Raw genomic sequence first — 21732 nt, 5'->3', positions numbered from 1 at the left:
ATAAACCTGACAAAATAAACAAACAACCAGCATTAACTGCTGTATCATCCGTTATAATCTGCCATTCAAAATAATGGCATCGATAAACAGACACGCTATTGAGATATCAAGCAACACGCGCACATCGTCGAGTCCCCGCTTCTGCGGTTCATCTCTGAGGCTCGTTGCCGGCGGGTAATCCCGTCCGACGACTCCTACTTGCTTCGTCGTCCCGGCGCGAGTCACTACTCTAGCAGTTCTTCGCGGTCAGGTCCAACTCCGCTCCGTGTGGTCCCGGCCACCTCCGGATCGCGGCGCGATCCTTCCGTGTCCGAGTCACGGCCGCTGGTCCGATCGCTCGTTCCGGCGGGCCCGCAGTGACTCCCAGTCGCTCCGTTCCTCTCTCCTCCCCGGGGGGAGGCTCTCGGCCCTTCGCGTCTGCGTCCTCGCTGCTGACAAGAAAGAACATTACGGGTCCCGCGAGGGGTCGTCAAGCCGCTCCATTCAGCCCCCGTTCACCCCTCGTGATGCTTGTTATTGCAGGTCAGGACTGGGTTTGCCTCGGCGGGAAAGCGCTCGTTCACCCGAATGTGACCCACGCCTGAGAGAGGGGTCACCGGTCCTTATCGTCAGGTTGACAAGCAAGCGCGTCGACGGCTATCCGCACCCTTCGGGCCGTCGCTCAGGAGAGCCCGGCCGACCACTCCCCCGGCATACCCCCTGGCATGTACCGAGCCCCGCCTCTCGACTGTGCGTCGAGGGCGGGGCTCAGTGGGATGGCGGCGGGATCCGCGTCGGCGTGTCGACGTGGGGGTCGACGCTCCGGTCCGGTCAGTCGCGGCGGTGCACCATCGCGGCGTTCTTGCGACCGCGACGCAGCAGGAGCCGCGCCCCCGGCAGCGCGTCGAGCTCCCCGACCTCCCGGGCGAGGTCGTCGGCGGAGATCTTCTCCCCGTTCACGGAGAGTCCTCCCCCGTCGGCGTCCCGTCGGGCCGCGCCCTTGGACTGCGCGATGCCGGCGCTGACGAATGCGTCCACCAGGGGCGTGGTCGCGGAGACCTCCGCCCCGGGCAGCTCGCGGGCGATGGCGAGGACGGTCTGCTCGTCCAGCGCGCGCACGTCCCCACGGCCGAAGAGGACGGAGGCCGCGGCCTTCGCCTGCTCGGTGGCCTGGGCACCGTGGACCATGGTCGTGAGCTCATCGGCCAGAGCCCTCTGCGCGGCGCGCTCGTGCGAGGCCGTCTCGGTGGCGTGCTCCAGCTCCGCGATCTCCTCCTGGCTGCGGAAGGTGAAGAAGCGCAGGTAGTTCACGACGTCCGCGTCGGCCGCGTTGAGCCAGAACTGGTGGAAGGCGTAGGGGCTGGTGAGCTCCGCGTCCAGCCACACCGCGCCGCCCTCGCTCTTGCCGAACTTGGTGCCGTCGGCCTTGGTGACCAGCGGGGTGGTCAGCGCATGGACCTCGTGCCCCTCGACCTTGTGGATGAGGTCGACGCCGGAGAGGAGGTTGCCCCACTGGTCGTTGCCCCCGTACTGCAGGGACACCCCGTACCGGCGATGCAGCTCGAGGTAGTCGATGCCCTGCAGGACCTGGTAGCTGAACTCCGTGTAGCTGATGCCCTCATCGCTCTGGAGACGGCGGGCGACGGTGTCCTTCGCGAGCATCGTGCCCATGCGGTAGTGCTTGCCCATGTCCCGCAGGAAATCGAGCGCGCTCATCTGCCCGATCCAGTCGAGGTTGTTCACCATGGTCACGCCGAACTCTCCCTCGAGGTCGAGGAAGCGGGAGATCTGGCCGCGCAGGCTCTCGACCCAGGTCGCGACGAGCTCGGCGTCGTTGAGCACGCGTTCGCCGGACATGCGGGGGTCGCCGATCAGACCGGTCGCCCCGCCCACGAGGGCGAAGGGGCGGTGGCCGGCCAGCTGCAGGCGACGCATCGTGAGCACCTGGGTCAGGTGGCCGACGTGCAGGGACGCGGCGGTCGGGTCGAAGCCGCAATAGAGGCTGATCGGTCCGTCCGCCAGAGCGCTTCCGAGCGCCTCGCGCCCGGTGGTCTGCACGACGAGTCCTCGCCAGGCGAGCTCGTCCAGGACGGAATGCATCGATCGTTTCCTCTCGGTGGTGCGGTGCGGTCCCCGGTCGGGGCCACGGTCATTGTCCCCCACCCACGGGGCGGGGTGCCACGCGATATCGCGCGCGGGTCCGTTGGCGTCGGCGGTCGTGGACGGCATGCGAGAGGCCCGGGACCTGTCAGGTGCAGGTCCCGGGCCTCGCCCATCCCTCCGGTGGACACCGCGCCGGGAGGCGGGTGTCGCAGCGCGGCGCCCGGCCGCCCAGGGGCGGAGCTCCCCCGGCAGGCAGGGCCCGGAGCGCCGCCTCGTCGCGCGGGTGTCAGCCCTCGGCGCGGTCCCGGGTGAAGGAGCGCAGACCGGCCACCTGGGCGGCCGCGGCGTCGGTCTGCTCGGCGACACGCACCGGGGCGGTGCCGCCCTTCGCATCGCGGGAGGCGATGGAGCCCTCGACGGAGAGCACCTCCCGGACCGAGGGGTCGAGGTGCTCGGAGATCCCGGCGAGCTCGTCGTCGGTGAGGTCCCACAGCTCCTTGTCCTGCTCCTCGGCGACCTTCACGCAGGAGCCGGAGATCTCGTGCGCGACCCGGAACGGGACGCCGCGGCGCACGAGGTGGTCGGCGATGTCGGTGGCGAGGGAGAAGCCCTGCGGGGCCAGCTCCGCCATCCGCTCCGTGTGGAAGGTCAGCGTCGCCATCATCCCGGTGAAGGCCGGGAGCACGAGGTCGAGCGAGTCGACCTGGTCGAAGACCGGCTCCTTGTCCTCCTGCAGATCGCGGTTGTACGCCAGCGGCAGCGCCTTGAGCGTGGTCAGCAGCCCCACCAGGTCGCCCACCACGCGCCCGGCCTTGCCGCGGGCGAGCTCGGCGATGTCGGGATTCTTCTTCTGCGGCATGATCGAGGAGCCGGTGGAGTAGGAGTCGTCCAGCGTGATGAACGAGAACTCCTTCGTGTTCCACAGGATGACCTCCTCCGCGAGACGCGAGAGGTCGATGCCGATCATCGCCAGCACGAAGGAGAACTCCGCAGTCAGGTCCCGCGAGGCAGTCCCGTCGATCGAGTTCCACACCGAGTCGCCGAACCCGAGCTCGCGGGCGACGGCCTGCGGGTCCAGGCCCAGGCTCGAGCCCGCCAGGGCGCCCGAGCCGTACGGGGAGGAGTCCGCGCGGGCGTCCAGGTCCCGCAGCCGCTCCACGTCCCGCAGCAGCGGCCAGGCATGGGCCAGCAGGTGGTGGCTGAGCAGCAGCGGCTGTGCGTGCTGGAGGTGGGTGCGGCCCGGCATGGGCGCGCCGTGCACCTCGCGGGCGCGGGCCACGAGCACGTCGACGAGGTCCAGGACCTGATCGCCGACCGCACGGGCCTGGTCGCGGATGAACAGGCGGATCAGGGTCGCGATCTGGTCGTTGCGGGAGCGGCCGGCCCGCAGCTTGCCGCCGAGGTCCTTCCCCGCCCGCTCGATCAGGCCGCGCTCGAGGGCGGTGTGCACGTCCTCGTCCTCGGGCGCCGCGGAGAAGGCGCCGGAGGCGACGTCGGCCGCGAGGCGGTCCAGCGCGTCCTGCATCCCGGCGAGCTCCTCGTCGCTCAGCAGCCCGGCGGCGTGGAGCACGTTCGCGTGCGCCTTCGAGCCGCGCAGGTCGTACTGGGCGAGCCGCCAGTCGAAGTGCGTGGACACGGACAGCGCCGCCAGCGCGGCCGCCGGACCGGAGCCGAAGCGTCCGCCCCACAGCGCGGCGCTCTCCTGCGCGGCCGACGCGTCGGCCCCGGGACCGACGGCGCCCGTCGGCTCCCCGTGCGAGTTCGCGGAGGGGGCGTCGCTCATGCCTGGTCCTCGGCGGCGTCGAGGTCCTCGCCGTTGCCGAGCGCCACGTCGCGCGCCGCGGCCTGCTTGGCGGCGAGGCCGTAGATGTCGATGAAGCCGCGGGCGCTGGCCTGGTCGAAGGTGTCGCCCTCGTCGTAGGTGGCGAGGTTGAAGTCGTACAGGCCGGTCTCGGAGCGGCGCCCGGTGACGGTGGCGCGGCCGCCGTGGAGGGTCATGCGGATGTCGCCGTTGACGTAGCGCTGGGTGTCCTCGATGAAGGCGTCGAGCGACTTCTTCAGCGGGGAGAACCACTGGCCGTCGTAGACCATCTCGGTCCAGCGGTCGCCGACCTGGCGCTTGAAGCGGGCCTGCTCGCGCTCGAGGGTCACGCGCTCGAGCTCCTGGTGGGCGGTGATCAGCGTCATCGCGCCCGGCGCCTCGTAGACCTCGCGGGACTTGATGCCCACCAGGCGGTCCTCGACGATGTCGATGCGTCCGATGCCCTGGGCGCCGGCGCGGCGGTTGAGCTCCTGGATCGCCTCGAGCGGGGTGACGGCGCGGCCGTCGATCGCGACGGGGACGCCCTGCGCGAAGGAGATGACGACCTCGTCGGCGACCGGCGGGAAGGCCGGGTCGTCGGTGTAGGAGAAGACGTCCTTGGTGGGCTCGTTCCAGATGTCCTCGAGGAAGCCGGTCTCGATCGCGCGGCCCCAGACGTTCTGGTCGATGGAGAAGGGGTTGTGCTTGGTGGTCGCGATCGGCAGGCCCTTGCGCTCGGCGTACTCGATGGCCTTGTCGCGGGTCAGCGCGAGGTCGCGCACGGGGGCGATGCACTTGAGCTCGGGCGCGAGCGAGGTGATCGAGACCTCGAAGCGCACCTGGTCGTTGCCCTTGCCGGTGCAGCCGTGGGCGACGGTGGTGGCGCCGTACTTCTTCGCGGCCTTGACCAGGTGCTTGGTGATCACGGGGCGGGAGATCGCGGAGACGTTCGGGTAGGCGTCCATGTACAGCGAGTTCGCCTTGAGGGCGGGCATGCAGTACTCGTTCGCGAACTCGTCGCGGGCGTCGGCGACGTAGGCCTCGACGGCGCCGCAGTCCAGGGCGCGCTGGCGGATGACCTCGAGGTCCTCGCCGCCCTGGCCCACGTCGACCGCGCAGGCGATGACGTCGGCGCCGGTGGCGTCGTGGATCCAGCCGATGGCGACGGAGGTGTCGAGTCCGCCGGAGTAGGCGAGGACGATCTTCTCGGTCATGAGGGGTGCTCCTAGGTCGTGGGGGTTCAGTGGTGGTCGGGGTGGTGCCGCGGCAGCCGGGGCGGGCCGTGCGGCGGCGGGACGGGCGCGGGGGCCCGGTCCCTGGGTCCGGAGGTGGGCGAGGTCAGGGTCTGCGAGGTCAGCGTGCCGGGGTCGTCCCGGCGGAGGCCGACGGGCGGACCTGCTCGGTGCGCGCCGTCACGGCGCCTCGCCGCCCTCGTCCTCGTCGAGGGCGCCGAGCTCGCGCCGGCCCTCGGCGAGGTCGAGGAGCCGCTCGGCGAGGCGGTCCCCGCCCGCGGGGTCCCGGGAGACCAGCAGGACGGTGTCGTCCCCGGCGATGGTACCGAGCACGTCGGGCATGACGGAGCGGTCCATCGCGGAGGCGAGGTACTGGGCGCCGCCGGGCGGGGTGCGCACGACGACGAGGTTCCCGCTCGCCTCGGCGGAGACGAGCAGCCCTTCGGCCAGCCGCGGCAGGCGCGCCTCGAGCAGCTCGCCCTCGGCGCCGACGGGACGGGCGGTGCCGCCCTCGGGCGGGAGGCGGTAGACGAGGCTCCCGGCCGAGCCGCGGACCTTCTCGGCCTGCAGCTCGACGAGATCCCGCGAGAGCGTCGCCTGGGTGACCTCGATCCCCTCCGCGGTCAGCAGCTGCGCGAGCTGCGACTGGGAGGAGACCTCCTCGTGGGTCAGCAGCTGCACGATGCGCTGCTGGCGCGAGGTCTTGGTCTGCGCGAGGGCGCGCCGGGAGTCGGTCATGCGCGCTCCCGGGCGCCGCGAGTGCGGACGTGCGCGACGGCGTGGGGGGCGGTGTTCTCGTCGGGGTGCTCGAGCAGCCAGGTCAGCAGGGCCTTCTGGGCGTGGAGGCGGTTCTCCGCCTCGTCCCACACCACGGAGGCGGGGCCGTCGATGACCTCGGCGGTGACCTCCTTGCCGCGATAGGCGGGCAGGCAGTGCAGGAAGATCCCGCCGGAGAGCGCCATCAGCTCGGAGGTGACCTGGAAGGGGGCGAAGGTCTCCTCGCCGCGGCCGTCCTCGCCCTCCTGGCCCATGGAGACCCAGGTGTCGGTGATGACGGCACTGGCGCCCGTGACCGCCTCGCGCGGGTCGTCGGTGACGAGCACCGCGCCGCCGGTCGACGCGGCGATCTCCTCGGCGCGGGCGACGATCCCGGGATCGGGGCGGTGGGAGGCGGGCGAGGCGATCCGCACGTCCATCCCGGCGGTGACGCCGCCGAGCAGGTAGGAGTGGGCCATGTTGTTCGCGCCGTCGCCGAGATAGGCGAGGGAGCGGCCGGCGAGCGCGGCGTCGCCGTCGGCCAGTCCCCCGGTGTGCTGGGCGATCGTCTGGAGATCGGCGAGGATCTGGCAGGGGTGGAAATCGTCGGTCAGCGCGTTGACCACGGGCACGGTCGCGTGGGCCGCCATCTCCTCGATCCGCTCCTGGCCGAAGGTGCGCCACACGATCGCGGAGACCATGCGGGTGAGCACCTCGGTGGTGTCGGCGACGGACTCGCCGCGTCCCAGCTGGCTGGAGCCCGCGTCTATCACCAGCGGGCTGCCGCCGAGCTCGGCGATGCCGGTGGCGAAGGAGACGCGGGTGCGGGTGGAGGCCTTGTCGAACATGACGGCGACGGTGCGCGGTCCCTCCAGAGGGCGCTTGGCGAAGCGGTCGCCGGCGAGCTCGAGGGCGAGGGCGAGGACCTCCTTCTGCTCCGCGGGGCTCAGGTCGTCGTCGCGCAGGAAGTGGCGGGGCATGTCAGGACCTCTTCTCGTCGGTGGTGGAGGCGGCGGCCCGCTCGGCGGCGTCGAGCAGGGCGGGCAGCGCCTCGACGAAGGAGCCGAGCTCCTCGTCGGTGATGATCAGCGGCGGGGCGAGCCGCAGGGTGCTCGGGTTCGCGGCGTTGAGGATGAAGCCGTGCTCGAGGGCGGCGGCGGCGACCTGCGGCGCGATCGGGGCGGCGAGGGTGATCCCCTGCAGCAGTCCTGCGCCGCGCACGCCGGTGATCCGCGGATCGCGTCCGGCGAGCTCGAGGATCCGGGCCTGCAGCTGCGTGCCGAGCGTGCGGGCGTTGCCGAGCAGGCCGTCCTCGGCGAGGGTGCCGAGCACGGCGAGGGACACGGCCGCGCCCAGCGGGTTGCCGCCGAAGGTGGTGCCGTGCTGGCCGGGGCTCAGCAGGCCGGTGGCGTGCTCGCCGTAGGTGAGCACGGCGCCGATCGGGAAGCCGCCGCCGAGGCCCTTGGCCAGCGTCATCACGTCGGGCTGCAGCCCCTCGATCGCCTGGTGGGCGAACCACTCCCCCGTCCGCCCGACGCCGGTCTGGACCTCGTCGAGGATCAGCAGGGCGCCGTGGCGGGCGGTGAGCTCGCGGGCCGCGCGGAGGTACTCCTCCGTCAGCGGCAGCACTCCGGCCTCGCCCTGGATGGGCTCGAGCACGAGCGCGGCGACGTCCCCTGGGGCGAGGGCCGCCTCGAGCGCGGCCACGTCCCCAGAGGGCAGGAACTCGACCCCGCCGGGCAGCGGCTCGAAGGGGGCGCGGTAGGCCTCCTTGTGGGTGAGCGCGAGCGCGCCCATGGTGCGGCCGTGGAAGCTCTTCTCGAGCGCGAGGATCCGGGGGCGGCCGGTGCGGCGGGCGATCTTGAAGGCCGCCTCGTTGGACTCGGTGCCGGAGTTCGTGAAGAACACGCCCGAGCCCTCGGGCGCCTGCGCCAGCTGCAGCAGCCGCTCGGCGAGCTCGATCTGGGTGGGGGTGGCGAAGAAGTTCGAGACGTGCACGAGGGTGCCCGCCTGCTTCGTCATCGCGGCCACCACGTCGGGGTGGGCGTGGCCGAGGGCGTTGACGGCGATCCCGCCGAGGAGGTCGAGGTACTCCTTCCCGTCGGCGTCCCACACGTGCGTACCCTCGCCGCGCACGAGCACGCGCTGCGGGGTGCCGAACACGCCGATCATGGAGCGGGAGTAGCGGCCGGCGAGCTCCTGGGCGTCCTGCTGCGTCGCACCCTGTGCCGGCGTCGTGTCCTGCGTCTGCGTCTCAGACATAGTCGTCCCTCCTGACCATCGTGCCCACGCCCTTGTCGGTGAAGACCTCCAGCAGCACGGCGTGCTCGATCCTGCCATCGGTCATCGCGGCGGTGCGCACCCCGGAGTCCACCGCGTCCAGCAGCGACTCGGCCTTGGGGATCATCCCGGCGGTGAGGCCGGGCAGCATCTCCCTCAGCTCGCTCGCGGAGATCTCGGGGATCAGCGAGTCGCGGTCCGGCCAGTCGCGGTAGAGGCCCTCGACGTCGGTGAGCACCACGAGCTTCTCGGCGTCGAGGCCCGCGGCGAGCGCGGCGGCGGCGAGGTCGGCGTTGATGTTCAGGACCGCGCCGGTGGGGCGGCCGTCCTCGTCGGTCTCGGGAGCGATCGAGGAGACCACCGGGATCCGGCCGGCGTCCAGGAGGTCCTGGATCGACTCGGGTCGCACCTCGGTGACCTCGCCGACGTTGCCGAGGTCGACCTCCTCCCCGTCCACGACGGTGCCGCGGCGGCGGGCGGCGAACAGCCGCGCGTCCTCGCCGGACATGCCGATCGCGTAGGGGCCGTGGCTGTTGATCAGGCCGACGAGCTCGCGGCCCACCTGGCCCACCAGCACCATCCGCACCACGTCCATGGTGTCCTCGTCGGTCACGCGCAGCCCGCCGCGGAACTCGGACTCGATCCCGACGCGGCCCAGCATCGCGTTGATCTGGGGGCCGCCTCCGTGGACGACGACGACGTGGATGCCGGCGTGGCGCATGAACACCATGTCGGCGGCGAAGGCGCGGCGCAGGTCGTCGTCGATCATGGCGTTGCCGCCGTACTTGACCACGACGATCTTGCCGCGGAAGCGCTGCATCCAGGGCAGCGCCTCGATGAGGATCTCGGACTTCGCATGCGCCGCGGCCTGGGCCGGGGTGAGGTCGGCCAGCGGGTTCTTGGAGGGCGCGGCGGACGGCTTCGATGTGGTCATGAGGAGTAGGCGCTGTTCTCTTCGACGTAGTCGTGCGTGAGGTCGTTCGTCCAGATGTCCGCGCTCGCGGAGCCCGCGCCGAGGTCCACCCCGATGAGGGTCTCGCGCGGGGTCATGTCGACCTCGGAGCGGTCGCGGTGGGCGCCGCCGCCGCGGCACACCTCCACGCCGTTGACGGTGACCGAGAGGTCCTCGACGGCGAAGGGGGCGACGGCCTCGGGCACGCAGCCGGCCGCCGCGACGATCCGGCCCCAGTTGGGGTCGTTGCCGAAGATCGCGGCCTTGACCAGGTTGGAGCGGGCGATCTCCCGGGCCACTGCCTCGGCAGCGTCCTCGGTGGTGGCGGAGCGGACCACGACGTGCACGTCGTGGCTGGCGCCCTCGGCGTCGCCGACGAGCTGGCGGGCGAGGTCCGCGCTGACCGTGCGCACCGCCTCGGTGAGCTCCTGGACGCCCAGGGTCACGCCGCTGGCTCCGGAGGCCAGCAGGATGACGGTGTCGTTGGTGGACATGCAGGCGTCGGAGTCGACGCGGTCGAAGGTGGTGCGGGTCGCGCCGCGCAGCGCCTCCTCGGCGGTGGCGGCGTCGACGTCGGCGTCGGTGGTGAGGACGACGAGCATGGTCGCCAGCTGCGGGGCGAGCATGCCGGCGCCCTTCGCGATCCCGCCCACGACGACGCCGGAGGGGAGCGTGACCTCGGCCGTCTTGGGGACGGAGTCGGTGGTCATGATGGCGCGGGAGGCGGAGGCGTCGGCCTCCTCCCCGGCGTCGAGCCGGTCGACCGCCGAGGTGACGCCGGCCAGCAGCGGCTCCATCGGCAGCCGCTCACCGATCAGGCCGGTGGAGCACACGAGCACGTCCTGGGCCGCGATGTCGAGGAGGTCGGCGAGGTGCTCGGCGGTGCGGTGGGTGTCCTGGAACCCCTCGGGCCCGGTGCAGGCGTTGGCGCCGCCGGAGTTCAGGACCACGGCGCGGGCCCGGCCGTCGGCGACGGCCCGGCGGGACCAGATCACGGGCGCGGCCTGGACGCGGTTGGCGGTGAACACGGCGGCGGCGACGTCGCGCGGGCCGTCGTTGAGGACGAGGGCGAGGTCCTCCTTGGGGGCGGCCTTGATGCCGGCGGCGAGGCCGACGGCGCGGAAGCCGCGGGGGCGGGTGATCGACACGGGGTCTCCTGGGAGCGTGGGGCGAGGGGCGCGGGGGTGGAGCTCGGACGGGCGCGCCGGCCGGCCGACGGGAGCCGACGGGCCGGCAGGGCCCGGCGGGCGAGGGTCAGGGGGCGAGCGCGGTGCGACTGAGACCGGTCGCCTCGGGCAGGCCGAGGGCGAGGTTCATCGACTGGAGCGCGGCGCCGGCCGTGCCCTTGACGAGGTTGTCGATCGCGGAGATGACGGTGGCCTGGCCGCTGCGGGCGTCGACGGCGGCGCCGATGCGGATCGTGTTCGCGCCGGCGACCTGCCCGGTCGCGGGGGCGCTGCCCTCGGGCAGGACGGTCACGAAGTGCTCGCCGGCGTAGTCCTGCTCGAGGGCGGCGAGGAGGTCGGCGGTGGTGGTGCCCTCGGCGACCGGGGCGGTGCACACGGCGAGGATCCCGCGGCTCATGGGGACGAGCACCGGGGTGAAGCCGAGGCGGGCGTCCTCGCGGCCGGTGGCGCGGCGGAGGTTCTGCAGCACCTCGGGGACGTGGCGGTGGGTGCCGCCGACCGCGTAGGGCGCGGCGGTGCCGGAGGCCTCGGAGAACAGCAGGTGCTGCTTGGCGGCGCGGCCGGCGCCGGAGTAGCCGACGGGCAGGACCGCGCTCAGCGCGCCGGCGTCCAGCAGCTCGGCGCGCAGCAGCGGCGCGAGGGCGAGCGTCACGGCGGTCGCGTTGCAGCCGGGCACGGCGATCTCGCGGGCGGTGCGCAGCTGTTCGCGCTGGCGGGTGCCGTCGGCCAGCGGCAGCTCGGGCATGCCGTAGGTCCAGGTGCCGGAGTGCTCGCTGCGGTAGTAGGCCTCCCACTCCTCGGCGCTCTCGAGCCGGTGGTCGGCGCCGAGGTCGAGCACGAGCACGTCCGGGTCCTCGGCGCGCAGGGCGGCGGCGATCTGCCCCGACTGGCCGTGCGGGAGGGCGAGGACCACGACGTCATGGCCGCGCAGGGTCTCCACGCCCGTCTCCTGCAGCACGGGGTCGTGGCCGAGGTCGATGTGCGGGGCGACCTCGGAGAGCCTCTTGCCGGCGCTGGAGTGCGCGGTCACGGTCGCGACCTCGACGCCGGGGTGGCCGGCGAGCAGGCGCAGGGTCTCCCCGCCGGCGTAGCCGGAGGCGCCGACGACGGCGACGCGCGGACGTCGCGCGGCCTGCTCGATCGCCGGGACGGGGGCGGTGGCGCTGCTCTCGGACGTCATGTCGGAAGTATATACAGCCAACTGCATGAACAGCCAGCGGGGGTGCGGAGTGTTCACGTGGTGGACGGCGGGGTGGCCAGCGGCGAGGTCACAGGCCAGCCCCTTCTCCCTGCGACCAGGTCCGACCGGGCACCTCGCAGCGCCTCAGCCCCGCGGGCGGCGGAGGAACGGGATGACGGGCAGGCCGACGCGTGCACCCCTGCTCGCCTGGACGGTGCCGACGATCGCGTAGATCAGCTGCATCAGCCCGAGCACGAAATAGAGGATCACCACGGTGACCACGACGGCCTCCATCGCCGGATGGAACAGCACGCCGTCGCCCGTGGACTCCCCGGTGAGCACGCCGAGCGCGAGCGAGAGGGCCATCAGCACGGGCCAGCACAGCTGGGTGAGGCCCCAGTTCGCGGCGCGCACGCCGTTCTCGGCGGCGAGGCCGCCGTGGCGGCGCTGTCGGAGGCCGACGACGAGCTGCGTGATCCCGGCGACGAGCACGTTCACGAACGGGATCGGGACGTAGGCGACGAAGCCGAGCGCCCAGGCGATCGTGCCGCGCGGCCCGGGTCGCACCGCCGCGTACGACGGCATCGGCCCGGCGGCGGACTCGGGGTGCGGAGCTGCGGGGTCAGGGTCTCCGTGAGGCGTGGTCACGGCCACACCCTATCCAGACCGGAACCTCCCCCGTCGGGCCGACGGCGAGCGTTGTGCGTCCGAGGACGCGTCGCGGACGCAGGAGGGACCCCGCTCGGTCGAGCGGGGCCCCTCCCCTGCGTGGTGGCTGCTGCGCGCCTCGTCGGCGCCGCGGCCGCTCAGGCCCGCAGCACGCCGCCGACGGCGGACTGGACCGCGGCGATGATCCGCCGGCGGGTCTCGCCGATCTGCTCGGCGGTCAGCGTGCCCTCGCCGGAGCGGAGCCGGATCGCGAAGGCGAGGGACTTCTTCCCCTCCCCGATCTGCTCGCCGGTGAACACGTCGAACAGGTGGACGCGCTCGGCGAGGTCGCCCGCGCCCACCACGATCGCGGCCTCGACGGCGCTCGCAGGCACGGACTCCTCCACCACGAAGGCGAAGTCCTCCTTCGCCGGCGGGTAGGTGGGCACCGGCTCGGCGCGCACCACGGCGGGAGCGGCGGCGATCACGGCCTCGAGGTCGATCTCGAAGGCGGCCGAGCGGGCCGGCAGGTCGTACTCCTTGAGCACGGCGGGGTGCAGCTCGCCGGCGGCGCCGACCACGCGGCTGTCCCCGTCGGCCGTGTGGACGCGCAGCTCGGCGGCGCGGCCCGGGTGGAAGGGCGCATGCTCGGTCTGGCGCACCTCGAGCTCGGCGCCGACGGCGGCGGCCGCGCGGCGGGCGAGGTCGAGCGCATCGGTCCAGCCCCATGGCGCGGGCTCGCCCTGCCAGGAGTCGGGGCCGGAGGCGCCGCCGATGACCGCGGCGAGCGCCCCGGTCTGCGCGGGCAGCGCGGCGAGGATCGCCTCGAGCTCCTGCTCGCTGGGACGCTGGGCGGCGGCGGGCACCGGGGCGGCGCCCTGTTCCCCGCGGGCGCGGAACACGGAGCCGCGCTGGAAGATCGCGACCGACTCCTCGCCGCGGCCGAGGTTGCGGCGCGCGGTGGGCAGGAGGCTCTGCAGCAGCTCGGTGCGCAGCAGCGGCTCGTCCTCGGAGAGCGGGTTGAGGATCCGCACGGCCTCGCGGCGCGCGTCGTCCGTCCCGTAGCGGAGCCGGTCGTGCACGGAGCCGGCGACGAACGGGGCGGAGTTCACCTCGACCAGACCCGCCTCGGCGAGCGCGCGGCGGGCGGCGCGGCGGCCGCGCTGGGCGACGGTGAGCCCGCGTCCGCCCGGTGCCGTCGGCAGCACCGAGGGGATCTGGGAGTAGCCGACCAGGCGCGCGATCTCCTCGACGAGGTCCTCGCGGATCGTGAGGTCGGGGCGCCACGACGGCGGGGTGACCAGCAGGCCGTCCTCGCCCTCGCGCGCGACGGTGCAGCCGATCGCCTCGAGGGAGGAGATCACCTGCACGTCGGTATAGGCGATGCCGACGACGCGCTCGGCGTCGTGCAGGCCTGCGCTGATCGGGGCGGGTGCGGCGACCGCGCCCTCGTCGGTCACGCGGGCGGAGACGGTGCCGCCGCCGTGCTCGACGATCAGCTGGGCGGCGCGGTGCGCGGCGATCAGCGGGAGCTGCGGGTCCACGCCGCGCTCGAAGCGCTTGGACGCCTCGGAGGGAAGGCGGTGGCGGCGCGCGGTGCGGGCCACGGTGACGGGGTCGAAGGTCGCGGCCTCGAGCACGATGCTCGTGGTCGCGTCCGACACCTCGGTGTCCTCGCCGCCCATGACGCCCGCGAGGCCGAGCACGCGGTCTCCCACCGGGCCGCCGGCGTCGGTGATCAGCAGGTCCTCGATGTCGAGGGTGCGCTCGACGTCGTCGAGGGTGGTGAGCTTCTCGCCCTTGCGGGCGCGGCGCACGGTGATGGGGCCGACGAGCTTCTCGGCGTCGTAGGCGTGCAGCGGCTGGCCCAGGTCGAGCATCACGTAGTTGGTGACGTCGACGATCAGGGAGATCGGGCGCATGCCGGCGAGGGTGAGGCGGCGGGCCATCCAGCGCGGGGTCTGCGCGGCGGGGTCCACGCCCTCGACCTCGAGCGCGACGAATCGGGTGCAGCCCTCGGCGCCGTTCAGCGGCGCCTCGTCCCGCAGCTGGACGGGCACTCCCCCGGCCTCGGTCGCGGTGATCGCGACCTCGGATGCGGGGTCGGTGAAGGCGGCGCCGGTGGCGTGCCCGTACTCCCGCGCCACGCCCCGCATCGAGAAGCAGTAGCCGCGGTCCGGGGTCACGTTGATCTCGACGACCTCGTCCGCGAGGCCGAGCAGCGCGATCGCGTCGTCGCCGGGCTCGGCGGTCAGGCCCTTCGCGTGGCCGCGGCCGAGCACGATGATGCCGTCCTCGCCGTCGGGGTCCGGGCCCAGCCCGAGCTCCTCGCCGGAGCAGATCATGCCGTCGGAGGTGTGGCCGTAGGTCTTCCGCGCGGCGATCGCGAAGTCGCCGGGCAGCACGGTGCCGGGGAGGGAGACCACGACGAGATCGCCCTCGACGAAGTTGTGCGCGCCGCAGATGATGCCGCGGCTCGGGCGCTCCTCGCCGGGCTGCGGGTCCTTCGGGTTGTCGGCGTCCTCGTTGTGCTCGGGGCCGACGTCCACGCGCACCCAGTTGATGGTCTTGCCGTTCTTCTGCGGCTCCTTGACGAGCTCGAGCACGCGGCCGACCACGAGCGGGCCGGTCACCTGCGCGCCGAACAGCGCTTCTTCCTCGAGGCCGACGCGGGAGAGGTCGGTGGCGACCTCGAGCGCGGAGGCGGTCGCGGGGAGCTCGACGTGCTCGCCGAGCCAGGTCAGGGGAATGCGCGGCATCTCAGATCTCCGTCCCGTAGTGCTGGGAGAAGCGGACGTCGCCCTCCACCATGTCCCGCATGTCCGCCACGCCGTTGCGCAGCATGAGGATGCGCTCGATGCCGAGGCCGAAGGCGAAGCCCTGGTACTCCTCGGGGTCCACCCCGGCGGCGCGCAGCACGTTCGGGTGGACCATGCCGCAGCCGCCCATCTCGATCCAGCCGGTGCCGCCGCAGACCCGGCACTCCGGGTCCGCGTCGTGCTCGAGGCCGAGCCGCGCCTCGCAGGCGAAGCAGCGGAAGTCCATCTCCGCGCTCGGCTCGGTGAAGGGGAAGTGGTTGGGGCGCAGGCGGGTGATCGGCGCGCCACCGAAGAGGTGCGCGGCGAGCGCGTCGAGGGTGCCGACCAGGTTCGCCATGGTCAGGCCCTTGTCGATCGCGAGGCCCTCGACCTGGTTGAACATCGGCGAGTGGGTCGCGTCGATCTCGTCGGCCCGGTAGACGGTGCCGGGGCACGCGATGTACAGCGGGGCGCCGCGCTCGAGCATCGCGCGGATCTGCACCGGGGAGGTCTGGGTGCGCAGCAGCATCCCGGAGTTCTCGGGCGCGAGGTAGAGCGTGTCCTGCAGCGAGCGCGAGGGGTGCTCCGCATCGGCGTTCAGCGCGTCGAAGTTCAGCCAGGAGGACTCCGCCTCGGGGCCCTCGGCGATCTCCCAGCCGATCCCGACGAAGAAGTCCTCGATGCGCTCGGTGAGGGTCCACAGCGGGTGCGCGGCACCGCGGGGCCGACGGTCCGTCGGCAGCGTCATGTCGACGGTCTCCGCGGCGAGCGCGGCCTCCTCCTCGGCGGCGGCGAGCTCGGCCTGGCGGGCGGCGAGCTCCTTCTGCACGCGGCCCTTGCCCTGGCCGACGAGCTTGCCGGCGGCGGCCTTCTGGTCCTTGGGCAGGTCCTTGATGGCGCGGTTCGCGGAGGTCAGCACGCTGGCGTCGCCGACGTGCTCGATGCGCACCTGCTTGAGGGCTGCGGTGTCGGGGGCCGCGGCGATCGCGGCGAGCGCGGCGTCGACAGCGGCGGTGATCGACTGCTCGTCGATCGAGGGCCCGCCGGGCGCGGGAGATGTCTCGGACACGGGGTTCGCTTTCGTCCTGGAGTGCTCGGAGGATGCGCGCGCCGGGACGCGGGCACCGCGGACCATTCTAGGAGAGGCCGCGCCGCCGGGGCGCCGGGCATGGGGAGTGCTCCCCATGTCGCACTGCTCCGCTCCGCACTAGCCTCGTGGCACGCCCGGAGGACGGGCCGACACGAGCAGGGGACGGGACGGGGAACGCAATGGCCTTCCAGGGGGCGGACACGGAGCAGCTTCGGGCTCAGGCGAACCTCACGCGGCAGGGCTCGGAGCAGCTGCGCACGAGCGCGCTGGGCATCAGCCGCTCGGCGCAGTCCGTCGCCTGGTACGGGGAGGACGCCGAGCGCTTCCGCGAGAGCTGCTCCCTGGTGGTGCGGAAGATGGAGGCGCTCGGCGAGCGCCTGACCGTGCTCGAGGACGAGCTCGACCGCCATGCCGAGGAGCAGGACACGGCCTCCGACGGCGACGGGACCGGGCTGGCCGGGCTGTTCGGCGGGCTGCTCGAGGGACCGTTCGGAGGGATGGCCGGCGGTCTGCTCGGGCTGCTGGGGGGACTTCGCGCCCCGGCCGGGGGCCGATGGGGCGGACTGCCCGGCGAGGGCATCGGGATGGGCAACGTCCTCACCCACGATGCCGGCGGTGCAGGTGGTACAGACCGGCCCCCGATCGAGGACGAGGACTTCAAGGAAGCGACGCGCGAGGGCGACACCACGCTCGAGGGCGAGGTCCACGCGGGTGCGGTGAAGGGGGAGGCGACCCAGAACTCGCAGAAGATCACGCTGTCCGAGGACCTGGTCGATCTGGAGAGCAAGGGGACGGTCGACCTCTCGAAGAAGATCACGCGGAGCCAATCGGTCGAGCGCATAGTCAACGAGGACGGCACCCTCACCTATGTGTTCGAGGCCTCGCTCACCGACACGTCAACGGTGGGCGCGGACGGGAAGGTCGTCGACGGATCCGTCACCTCCGAGGTGGGGAGCAGCCACTCCTACTCCGTGACGGTCCCCGCGGGCACCAGCGTCGCAGACGCCGCAGCCATCGACCCGTTCGACCCGTCCACACTGCCGCCGGGCTCGTCGGCCACAGTGGAGAACTCACTCACCGGCGAGCTCTCGGCCACTGCGGGTGTCACGTACCGCGGTGTGCGGGCCGGGGCCGACGTCTCGGTCTCCGAGGAGCTGACCTATGTCACCACCGTCGCGCGGGGCGAGGACGGCACCATCTCGGTGGACCAGGGGCCGGGGACCGCACACGGCATCGACGGGGGCTTCTCCGTCGGCGTGGAGGACGTGGTCTCGATCAAGGCCGGGATCGGGGCCGACGTCGAGGTGAGCACGGTGGAACACGCGCGGTTCACCGGCGATGAGAGCGGCATGCAAGCGGCCCAGGAAGCCCTCCTGAGCGGTGCCATGCCGGAGGACACCGGCGGTCCGGTCCTCGAGCGGTACCAGGACGTCCGCGAGACGGTGGTCGGCAGCTTCGGCGCTTCCGGGTCCATCGGCTCCGAGGAGTCGGGGGCCTCCGGAGGGGCCTCGACGGAGTTCTCCGCTCGGGAGAAGATCACGCGCACCTATCCGGACGGCCATCAGGTCTGGGAGGCACGTGCTGCGTCGTGGGGCAAGGGGCACGACGCCATCGCCGTCGAACAGGGGGAGACCGGCCGCGCCCCGACGTACATGCTCGACCTCGGGACCAGCGCCCCGTCGCTGAACGAGATGTATCCCGAGACGCTCCATACCGATCCCCACAGCAGCGCTCCCGACACCCGCATCGCCTACACCGAGCAGGAGCTCCGCAGCATGATGGAGTACAGCGAGGTCGGCGAGGACCCCTTCGACTACCTCGCCACAAGGGCGATGGACGGCCCGTCGGGTGCCGAACGGATGTACTACGACTACAAGCACCTCGACACGGCGGAGCAGGAGATGCTGGTCGAGACGGGTCAGGCTTCGGCACCCACGGGGTACAGGCCGGACGCTCCGGGGCAGATCCTCGAGCCCGGGCAGACCAGCGAGGCCGTGGCCGATCGCGGCGGCGCCACGGCTTCCAGCGCCCCCGGCGGCCAGCACGCCACCCCGTCCGCCACCTGAGGCACGGACTTCTGGGAGCAGAGTGTCCCGAGCACGGATAGGCTGGCCAGGACCCTGTTCCCTCGAAGGAGGCCAGCATGTCCTGGACCGTGAAGGGCGTCGTCGCCCTCGCAGAGAAGAAGCCCGCCGAGCTCGTGGACATCGTGATCCCCGATCCCGGCCCCCACGACGTCGTCGTCGACATCGAGGCGACCGGCGTGTGCCACACCGACCTCGCCTATCGCGACGGCGGCATCAACGACGAGTTCCCGTTCCTGCTGGGCCATGAGTCCGCTGGTCGCGTCTCCGCGATCGGCGAGGACGTCACCCACGTCGAGATCGGCGACTACGTCGTGCTGAACTGGCGCGCCGTGTGCGGCGAGTGCCGCGCCTGCAAGAAGGGCGTGCAGCAGTACTGCTTCGACACCCACAACGCCTCCAAGCCCATGACGCTGACCGACGGCACCGAGCTCACCGCCGCCCTCGGCATCGGCTCCTTCTCGGAGAAGACCCTGGTCCACGAGGGCCAGTGCACGAAGGTCTCCGAGGACGCCCCGGCCGAGGTCGCCGGTCTGCTGGGCTGCGGCGTGATGGCCGGCATCGGCGCGGCGATCAACACCGGCCAGGTCCAGCGCGGCGAGTCGCTCGCCGTGATCGGCCTGGGCGGCGTGGGCTGCGCCGCAATCGCGGGCGCGAAGCTCGCCGGCGCCACCACGATCATCGGCCTGGACGTCGACGAGAAGAAGCTCGCCGCCGCCGAGGAGCTCGGCGCCACGCACACCCTGTGCACCAAGGACCTCTCGCCGCAGCAGGTCGCGGAGAAGGTGCAGGAGCTCACCGGCGGCTTCGGCGCGGACGTCGTCGTCGATGCGGTCGGCATCCCGCAGACCTACGAGACCGCGTTCTACGCCCGTGACCTCGCCGGCCGCGTGGTGCTCGTCGGCGTGCCCCGTCCGGGCGTCGAGATCACGCTCCCCATGCTCGACGTGTTCGGTCGCGGCGGTGCGCTGAAGTCCTCCTGGTACGGCGACTGCCTGCCCGAGCGGGACTTCCCCTATCTCACCGACCTGTTCCTGCAGGGCCGTCTGCCGCTGGACCGCTTCGTCACCGGCCGCACCGACCTCGCCGGCACGGACGCGGCGCTGGACGGCCTGCACGACGGCGCGAACCTGCGCACCGTGGTGGAGGTGGCCAAGTGACCGCGCGGCTGGACCATGCCGTCACCTCGGGGACGTTCTCCCTGGACGGCGAGACCCACGAGGTCGACAACAACGTATGGGTGCTCGGCGACGACGAGCAGTGCGTCGTCTTCGACGCCCCGCACGACGTCGAGAAGGTCGAGGAGCTCGTCGGCAACCGCGAGTGCGTGGGCATCCTGCTCACCCACGCGCACGACGACCACGTGCGCTTCGCGCCGGAGCTCTCCGAGGCGCTCGAGGCCCCGATCCTGCTGAACCCCGCCGACCGCGAGGTCTGGCAGCTCACCCACGGCGACCTGCCCTGGGACGACGACGTCGCCGACGGGGACATGTTCACGATCGCGGGCGTGAACCTCGAGGCGCTGCACACCCCGGGCCACTCCCCCGGCTCGACCTGCTACTACTCCGAGGAGCTGCGCGCGGTGTTCACCGGGGACACCCTGTTCCAGGGCGGGCCCGGTGCGACCGGCCGCTCCTTCTCCTCGCGGGAGACGATCGTGCAGTCGATCCGCGAGCGGCTGTTCCAGCTCCCGGACGACACCGTGGTGCACACCGGCCATGGCCCGGACACCACGATCGGTGCGGAGAAGAAGGCGGCGCAGGGCGACTGGCTCTGAGCGAGCTCTCGATCCGGAAGACGCCCGAGCGCCGCGTGTCCTGAGGCGTCGCATCGCTCGCTGACACCGGCGGCGGTCCTCCACGGAGGGCCGCCGCCGGTGTATGTCACGCCCCTGCACGCGATGCCCGCGAAGGACAGTCCCCGCTGGTCAGATCCCCTTCGAGGTTATCCACACACCTTTCGACCGTCAGGGCGAATCGGTAGAATCGGTCACATGTCCCGGAGGTGAGGAGCACCCCCGAGGTGACCGCGAGGAGGCGGTGAGGATGGGCGAGTTCGAGGCCGACGCCGAACCGCTGCTGCTCGCGCCTCCGAGCCCCGAGGCGGCCACCGCCCTGTCCCGCGTCCGGGCCCGTCGGCGTCGACGCCGCCGTGCGACCCGGGAGCACATCTCGCGCATCGGCGAGCATCGGGCGCCGGAGACGGCCGAGCTGCTCGAGCAGCTGTGGGACGGCGGCGCCGAGGACTCGCGCCGGCTGGCCCGGAGGTTCCGCGCGATCATCGGGGCGACCCATGACCCGCTCTCCCCCGAGGAGCTCCCCCGCGAGGCGCGCGCGATGGAGGAGCTGCACCTCTCCCTCGCCCTGCGGTGCACCCGCGCGCAGGCGCGCTCGGCCATCCGCGAGGCGCATCGCGTGGCCACGCTGCTCCCCCTGTGCTTCGCACGGCTCTCCCGCGGCGAGCTCCCCGCGCCGTGGTTCGAGAAGCTGCTGGAACGTACGGGGAGCCTCGAGGACGATGCCCTCCGGCGGCTCGACGTCGAGCTCTCCCGCACCGACCTCTCCGTCTCCCCCGAGGTCTTCTCGCGGATCCTCGGCCATCTGCTCGCCGCCGCGGTCGCGCGCAGCGAGGAGCCGGAGCACGCCCGACCCGAGAACCGCCGCCGCGTGGTCCTGGACCCGCCCCGGCCCGACGGCACCGGCTGCCTGCGCATCATCGGTCCGATCCCGGAGATACTCGACCTGTCTCGACGCCTGGATCTCGCGGCTCATGCCGTCCGTGACGGTCAGCGCCGCGCCTTCGAGCAGGGCACCCCGTTGCCGGTCGATCCGGGAGGCGAGATCGAGGCCAGCTGCCTGATCCCCTCCCTCGCCCGCACCCGCTACAACGTGCTGATGAGCTCGGCCCTCGCCACGGGGGACGCCGCACCTCCTCCGCCCCAGGTCCGCGTCAACGTGACGGTCCCGGTCATGACCCTCCTCGGGCAGTCGGACGCTCCCGGCATGCTCGACGGCACCATCCCGCTTCCCGCCCGGATGGCCCGCGAGCTCGCCGGGCACGAGAGCACCTGGTACCGGGTCCTCACGGATCCGACGTCAGGCCGCTTCCTCCCCGCCCCGGCGCAGCGCTACCGGCCCACCGCCGAGATGCGCGCGCACCTGCTGCTGCGCCATCCCACCTGCGCGGTGCCCGGCTGCGGCCGCCCCTCCTCGATGCTGTCCGAGACGGATCACCTCGAGGAGTACGACCACGGCGACCCGTACGCCGGCGGCACGACCGACGCGGAGAACCTGCACGAGCTCTGCCGCGAGCACCACCGGCTGAAGACGCTGGGCCTGCTGGACCCGGTGCGCGACGACCTCGAGGGCACGACCTGGTGGGAGAGCTCCGGACTGATGATGGCCCGGCAGGAGGACGGCCGGGATCTCGCCACCGCCCAGGTCGTCGATGAGATGACCGCCGCCTGGGAGCAGCACGAGCACCTCCGACACCTGCGGGCCGAGGCGGCCTCGCGCCGACGATGGGTGCGGGAGCAGGGCCTCTCCCCCGGCGACCTGGTCACCGGACCGGATGGCGAGGACGACTGGTGGGTCGGGCACGACGGGGACATGCACCCGCCCGGCGAACCGCCGCCGTACTGAT

Annotated in this window: 16 protein-coding genes; 4 read left to right on the top strand and 12 right to left on the bottom strand. The window is 72.6% G+C overall.

Going from position 1 to position 21732, the window contains the following annotated elements; all coding sequences use genetic code 11:
* Positions 1-810: 810 nt before the first annotated feature.
* The 12 genes from tyrS to pheS all read right to left on the bottom strand — a co-directional run bounded on the left by tyrS (position 811) and on the right by pheS (position 15985).
* Entirely contained in the window at positions 811-2079 is a 1269-nt protein-coding gene (gene tyrS, locus A4A78_RS08075; RefSeq protein ID WP_062947867.1) for a tyrosine--tRNA ligase, read from the bottom strand.
* A gap of 289 nt (positions 2080-2368) precedes the next feature.
* Positions 2369-3865 carry an argininosuccinate lyase gene (gene argH / locus A4A78_RS08070; protein ID WP_062947864.1) on the bottom strand — a complete coding sequence of 499 codons (1497 nt, stop codon included), beginning with the start codon at positions 3863-3865 and terminating at the stop codon, positions 2369-2371.
* Positions 3862-5097: an argininosuccinate synthase gene (locus tag A4A78_RS08065; protein ID WP_062947862.1), complete on the bottom strand. Its 1236-nt coding sequence runs from the start codon at positions 5095-5097 to the stop codon at positions 3862-3864. The genes argH and A4A78_RS08065 overlap by 4 nt, the downstream gene beginning before the upstream one ends.
* Positions 5098-5295: 198 nt before the next feature.
* A complete protein-coding gene (locus A4A78_RS08060; RefSeq protein ID WP_062947860.1) occupies positions 5296-5853 on the bottom strand; it encodes an arginine repressor in 558 nt (185 codons plus the stop codon).
* Entirely contained in the window at positions 5850-6851 is a 1002-nt protein-coding gene (gene argF, locus A4A78_RS08055; RefSeq protein WP_062947858.1) for an ornithine carbamoyltransferase, read from the bottom strand. Before argF ends, A4A78_RS08060 begins: the two co-directional genes overlap by 4 nt.
* A gap of 1 nt (position 6852) precedes the next feature.
* Positions 6853-8133, bottom strand: coding sequence for an acetylornithine transaminase (locus A4A78_RS08050; RefSeq protein ID WP_062947856.1), 1281 nt, complete (start codon positions 8131-8133; stop codon positions 6853-6855).
* Complete coding sequence (gene argB / locus A4A78_RS08045; protein ID WP_062947854.1) at positions 8126-9085, bottom strand: acetylglutamate kinase; 960 nt, start codon at positions 9083-9085, stop codon at positions 8126-8128. The genes A4A78_RS08050 and argB overlap by 8 nt, the downstream gene beginning before the upstream one ends.
* A complete protein-coding gene (argJ, locus tag A4A78_RS08040) occupies positions 9082-10251 on the bottom strand; it encodes a bifunctional glutamate N-acetyltransferase/amino-acid acetyltransferase ArgJ (RefSeq protein ID WP_062947851.1) in 1170 nt (389 codons plus the stop codon). The genes argB and argJ overlap by 4 nt, the downstream gene beginning before the upstream one ends.
* A 106-nt stretch (positions 10252-10357) precedes the next feature.
* Positions 10358-11470, bottom strand: a complete 1113-nt coding sequence (argC, locus tag A4A78_RS08035) for an N-acetyl-gamma-glutamyl-phosphate reductase (RefSeq protein ID WP_156488575.1) — start codon at positions 11468-11470, stop codon at positions 10358-10360.
* Between the two features lie 144 nt (positions 11471-11614).
* On the bottom strand, positions 11615-12118 hold the full coding sequence (locus A4A78_RS08030) for a hypothetical protein (RefSeq protein WP_231880874.1): 504 nt from the start codon (positions 12116-12118) through the stop codon (positions 11615-11617).
* 158 nt (positions 12119-12276) lie between these two features.
* Positions 12277-14877 carry a phenylalanine--tRNA ligase subunit beta gene (pheT, locus tag A4A78_RS08025; RefSeq protein ID WP_062947847.1) on the bottom strand — a complete coding sequence of 867 codons (2601 nt, stop codon included), beginning with the start codon at positions 14875-14877 and terminating at the stop codon, positions 12277-12279.
* 1 nt (position 14878) lies between these two features.
* Positions 14879-15985: a phenylalanine--tRNA ligase subunit alpha gene (gene pheS, locus A4A78_RS08020; RefSeq protein ID WP_062947845.1), complete on the bottom strand. Its 1107-nt coding sequence runs from the start codon at positions 15983-15985 to the stop codon at positions 14879-14881.
* Between the two features lie 200 nt (positions 15986-16185).
* On the opposite strand from pheS, the gene A4A78_RS08015 reads away from it, so the two are divergent.
* The 4 genes from A4A78_RS08015 (at position 16186) to A4A78_RS08000 (ending at position 21731) form a co-directional block, all read left to right on the top strand.
* A complete protein-coding gene (locus tag A4A78_RS08015) occupies positions 16186-18072 on the top strand; it encodes a hypothetical protein (RefSeq protein WP_062947843.1) in 1887 nt (628 codons plus the stop codon).
* 77 nt (positions 18073-18149) lie between these two features.
* Complete coding sequence (locus A4A78_RS08010) at positions 18150-19250, top strand: S-(hydroxymethyl)mycothiol dehydrogenase (protein WP_062947841.1); 1101 nt, start codon at positions 18150-18152, stop codon at positions 19248-19250.
* A complete protein-coding gene (locus A4A78_RS08005; RefSeq protein WP_062947839.1) occupies positions 19247-19867 on the top strand; it encodes an MBL fold metallo-hydrolase in 621 nt (206 codons plus the stop codon). Before A4A78_RS08010 ends, A4A78_RS08005 begins: the two co-directional genes overlap by 4 nt.
* A 268-nt stretch (positions 19868-20135) precedes the next feature.
* Positions 20136-21731 carry an HNH endonuclease signature motif containing protein gene (locus A4A78_RS08000; protein ID WP_062947837.1) on the top strand — a complete coding sequence of 532 codons (1596 nt, stop codon included), beginning with the start codon at positions 20136-20138 and terminating at the stop codon, positions 21729-21731.
* The last annotated feature ends 1 nt before the right edge of the window (position 21732 follow it).

The organism is Brachybacterium sp. sponge (genome assembly GCF_001613775.1).
Classification (GTDB): domain Bacteria; phylum Actinomycetota; class Actinomycetes; order Actinomycetales; family Dermabacteraceae; genus Brachybacterium; species Brachybacterium conglomeratum.
Note: the sequence above shows the minus strand (reverse complement) of the source record. Positions and strands in the feature narration are given on the sequence as shown.

What these genes read in the sequence shown, in the direction of transcription:
- tyrS (WP_062947867.1), bottom strand. Translation starts at nt 2,079, where the DNA reads ATGCATTCCGTCCTGGACGAGCTCGCCTGGCGAGGACTCGTCGTGCAG.
- argH (WP_062947864.1), bottom strand. Translation starts at nt 3,865, where the DNA reads ATGAGCGACGCCCCCTCCGCGAACTCGCACGGGGAGCCGACGGGCGCC.
- A4A78_RS08065 (WP_062947862.1), bottom strand. Translation starts at nt 5,097, where the DNA reads ATGACCGAGAAGATCGTCCTCGCCTACTCCGGCGGACTCGACACCTCC.
- A4A78_RS08060 (WP_062947860.1), bottom strand. Translation starts at nt 5,853, where the DNA reads ATGACCGACTCCCGGCGCGCCCTCGCGCAGACCAAGACCTCGCGCCAG.
- argF (WP_062947858.1), bottom strand. Translation starts at nt 6,851, where the DNA reads ATGCCCCGCCACTTCCTGCGCGACGACGACCTGAGCCCCGCGGAGCAG.
- A4A78_RS08050 (WP_062947856.1), bottom strand. Translation starts at nt 8,133, where the DNA reads ATGTCTGAGACGCAGACGCAGGACACGACGCCGGCACAGGGTGCGACG.
- argB (WP_062947854.1), bottom strand. Translation starts at nt 9,085, where the DNA reads ATGACCACATCGAAGCCGTCCGCCGCGCCCTCCAAGAACCCGCTGGCC.
- argC (WP_156488575.1), bottom strand. Translation starts at nt 11,470, where the DNA reads ATGACGTCCGAGAGCAGCGCCACCGCCCCCGTCCCGGCGATCGAGCAG.
- pheT (WP_062947847.1), bottom strand. Translation starts at nt 14,877, where the DNA reads ATGCCGCGCATTCCCCTGACCTGGCTCGGCGAGCACGTCGAGCTCCCC.
- A4A78_RS08015 (WP_062947843.1), top strand. Translation starts at nt 16,186, where the DNA reads ATGGCCTTCCAGGGGGCGGACACGGAGCAGCTTCGGGCTCAGGCGAAC.
- A4A78_RS08010 (WP_062947841.1), top strand. Translation starts at nt 18,150, where the DNA reads ATGTCCTGGACCGTGAAGGGCGTCGTCGCCCTCGCAGAGAAGAAGCCC.
- A4A78_RS08000 (WP_062947837.1), top strand. Translation starts at nt 20,136, where the DNA reads ATGGGCGAGTTCGAGGCCGACGCCGAACCGCTGCTGCTCGCGCCTCCG.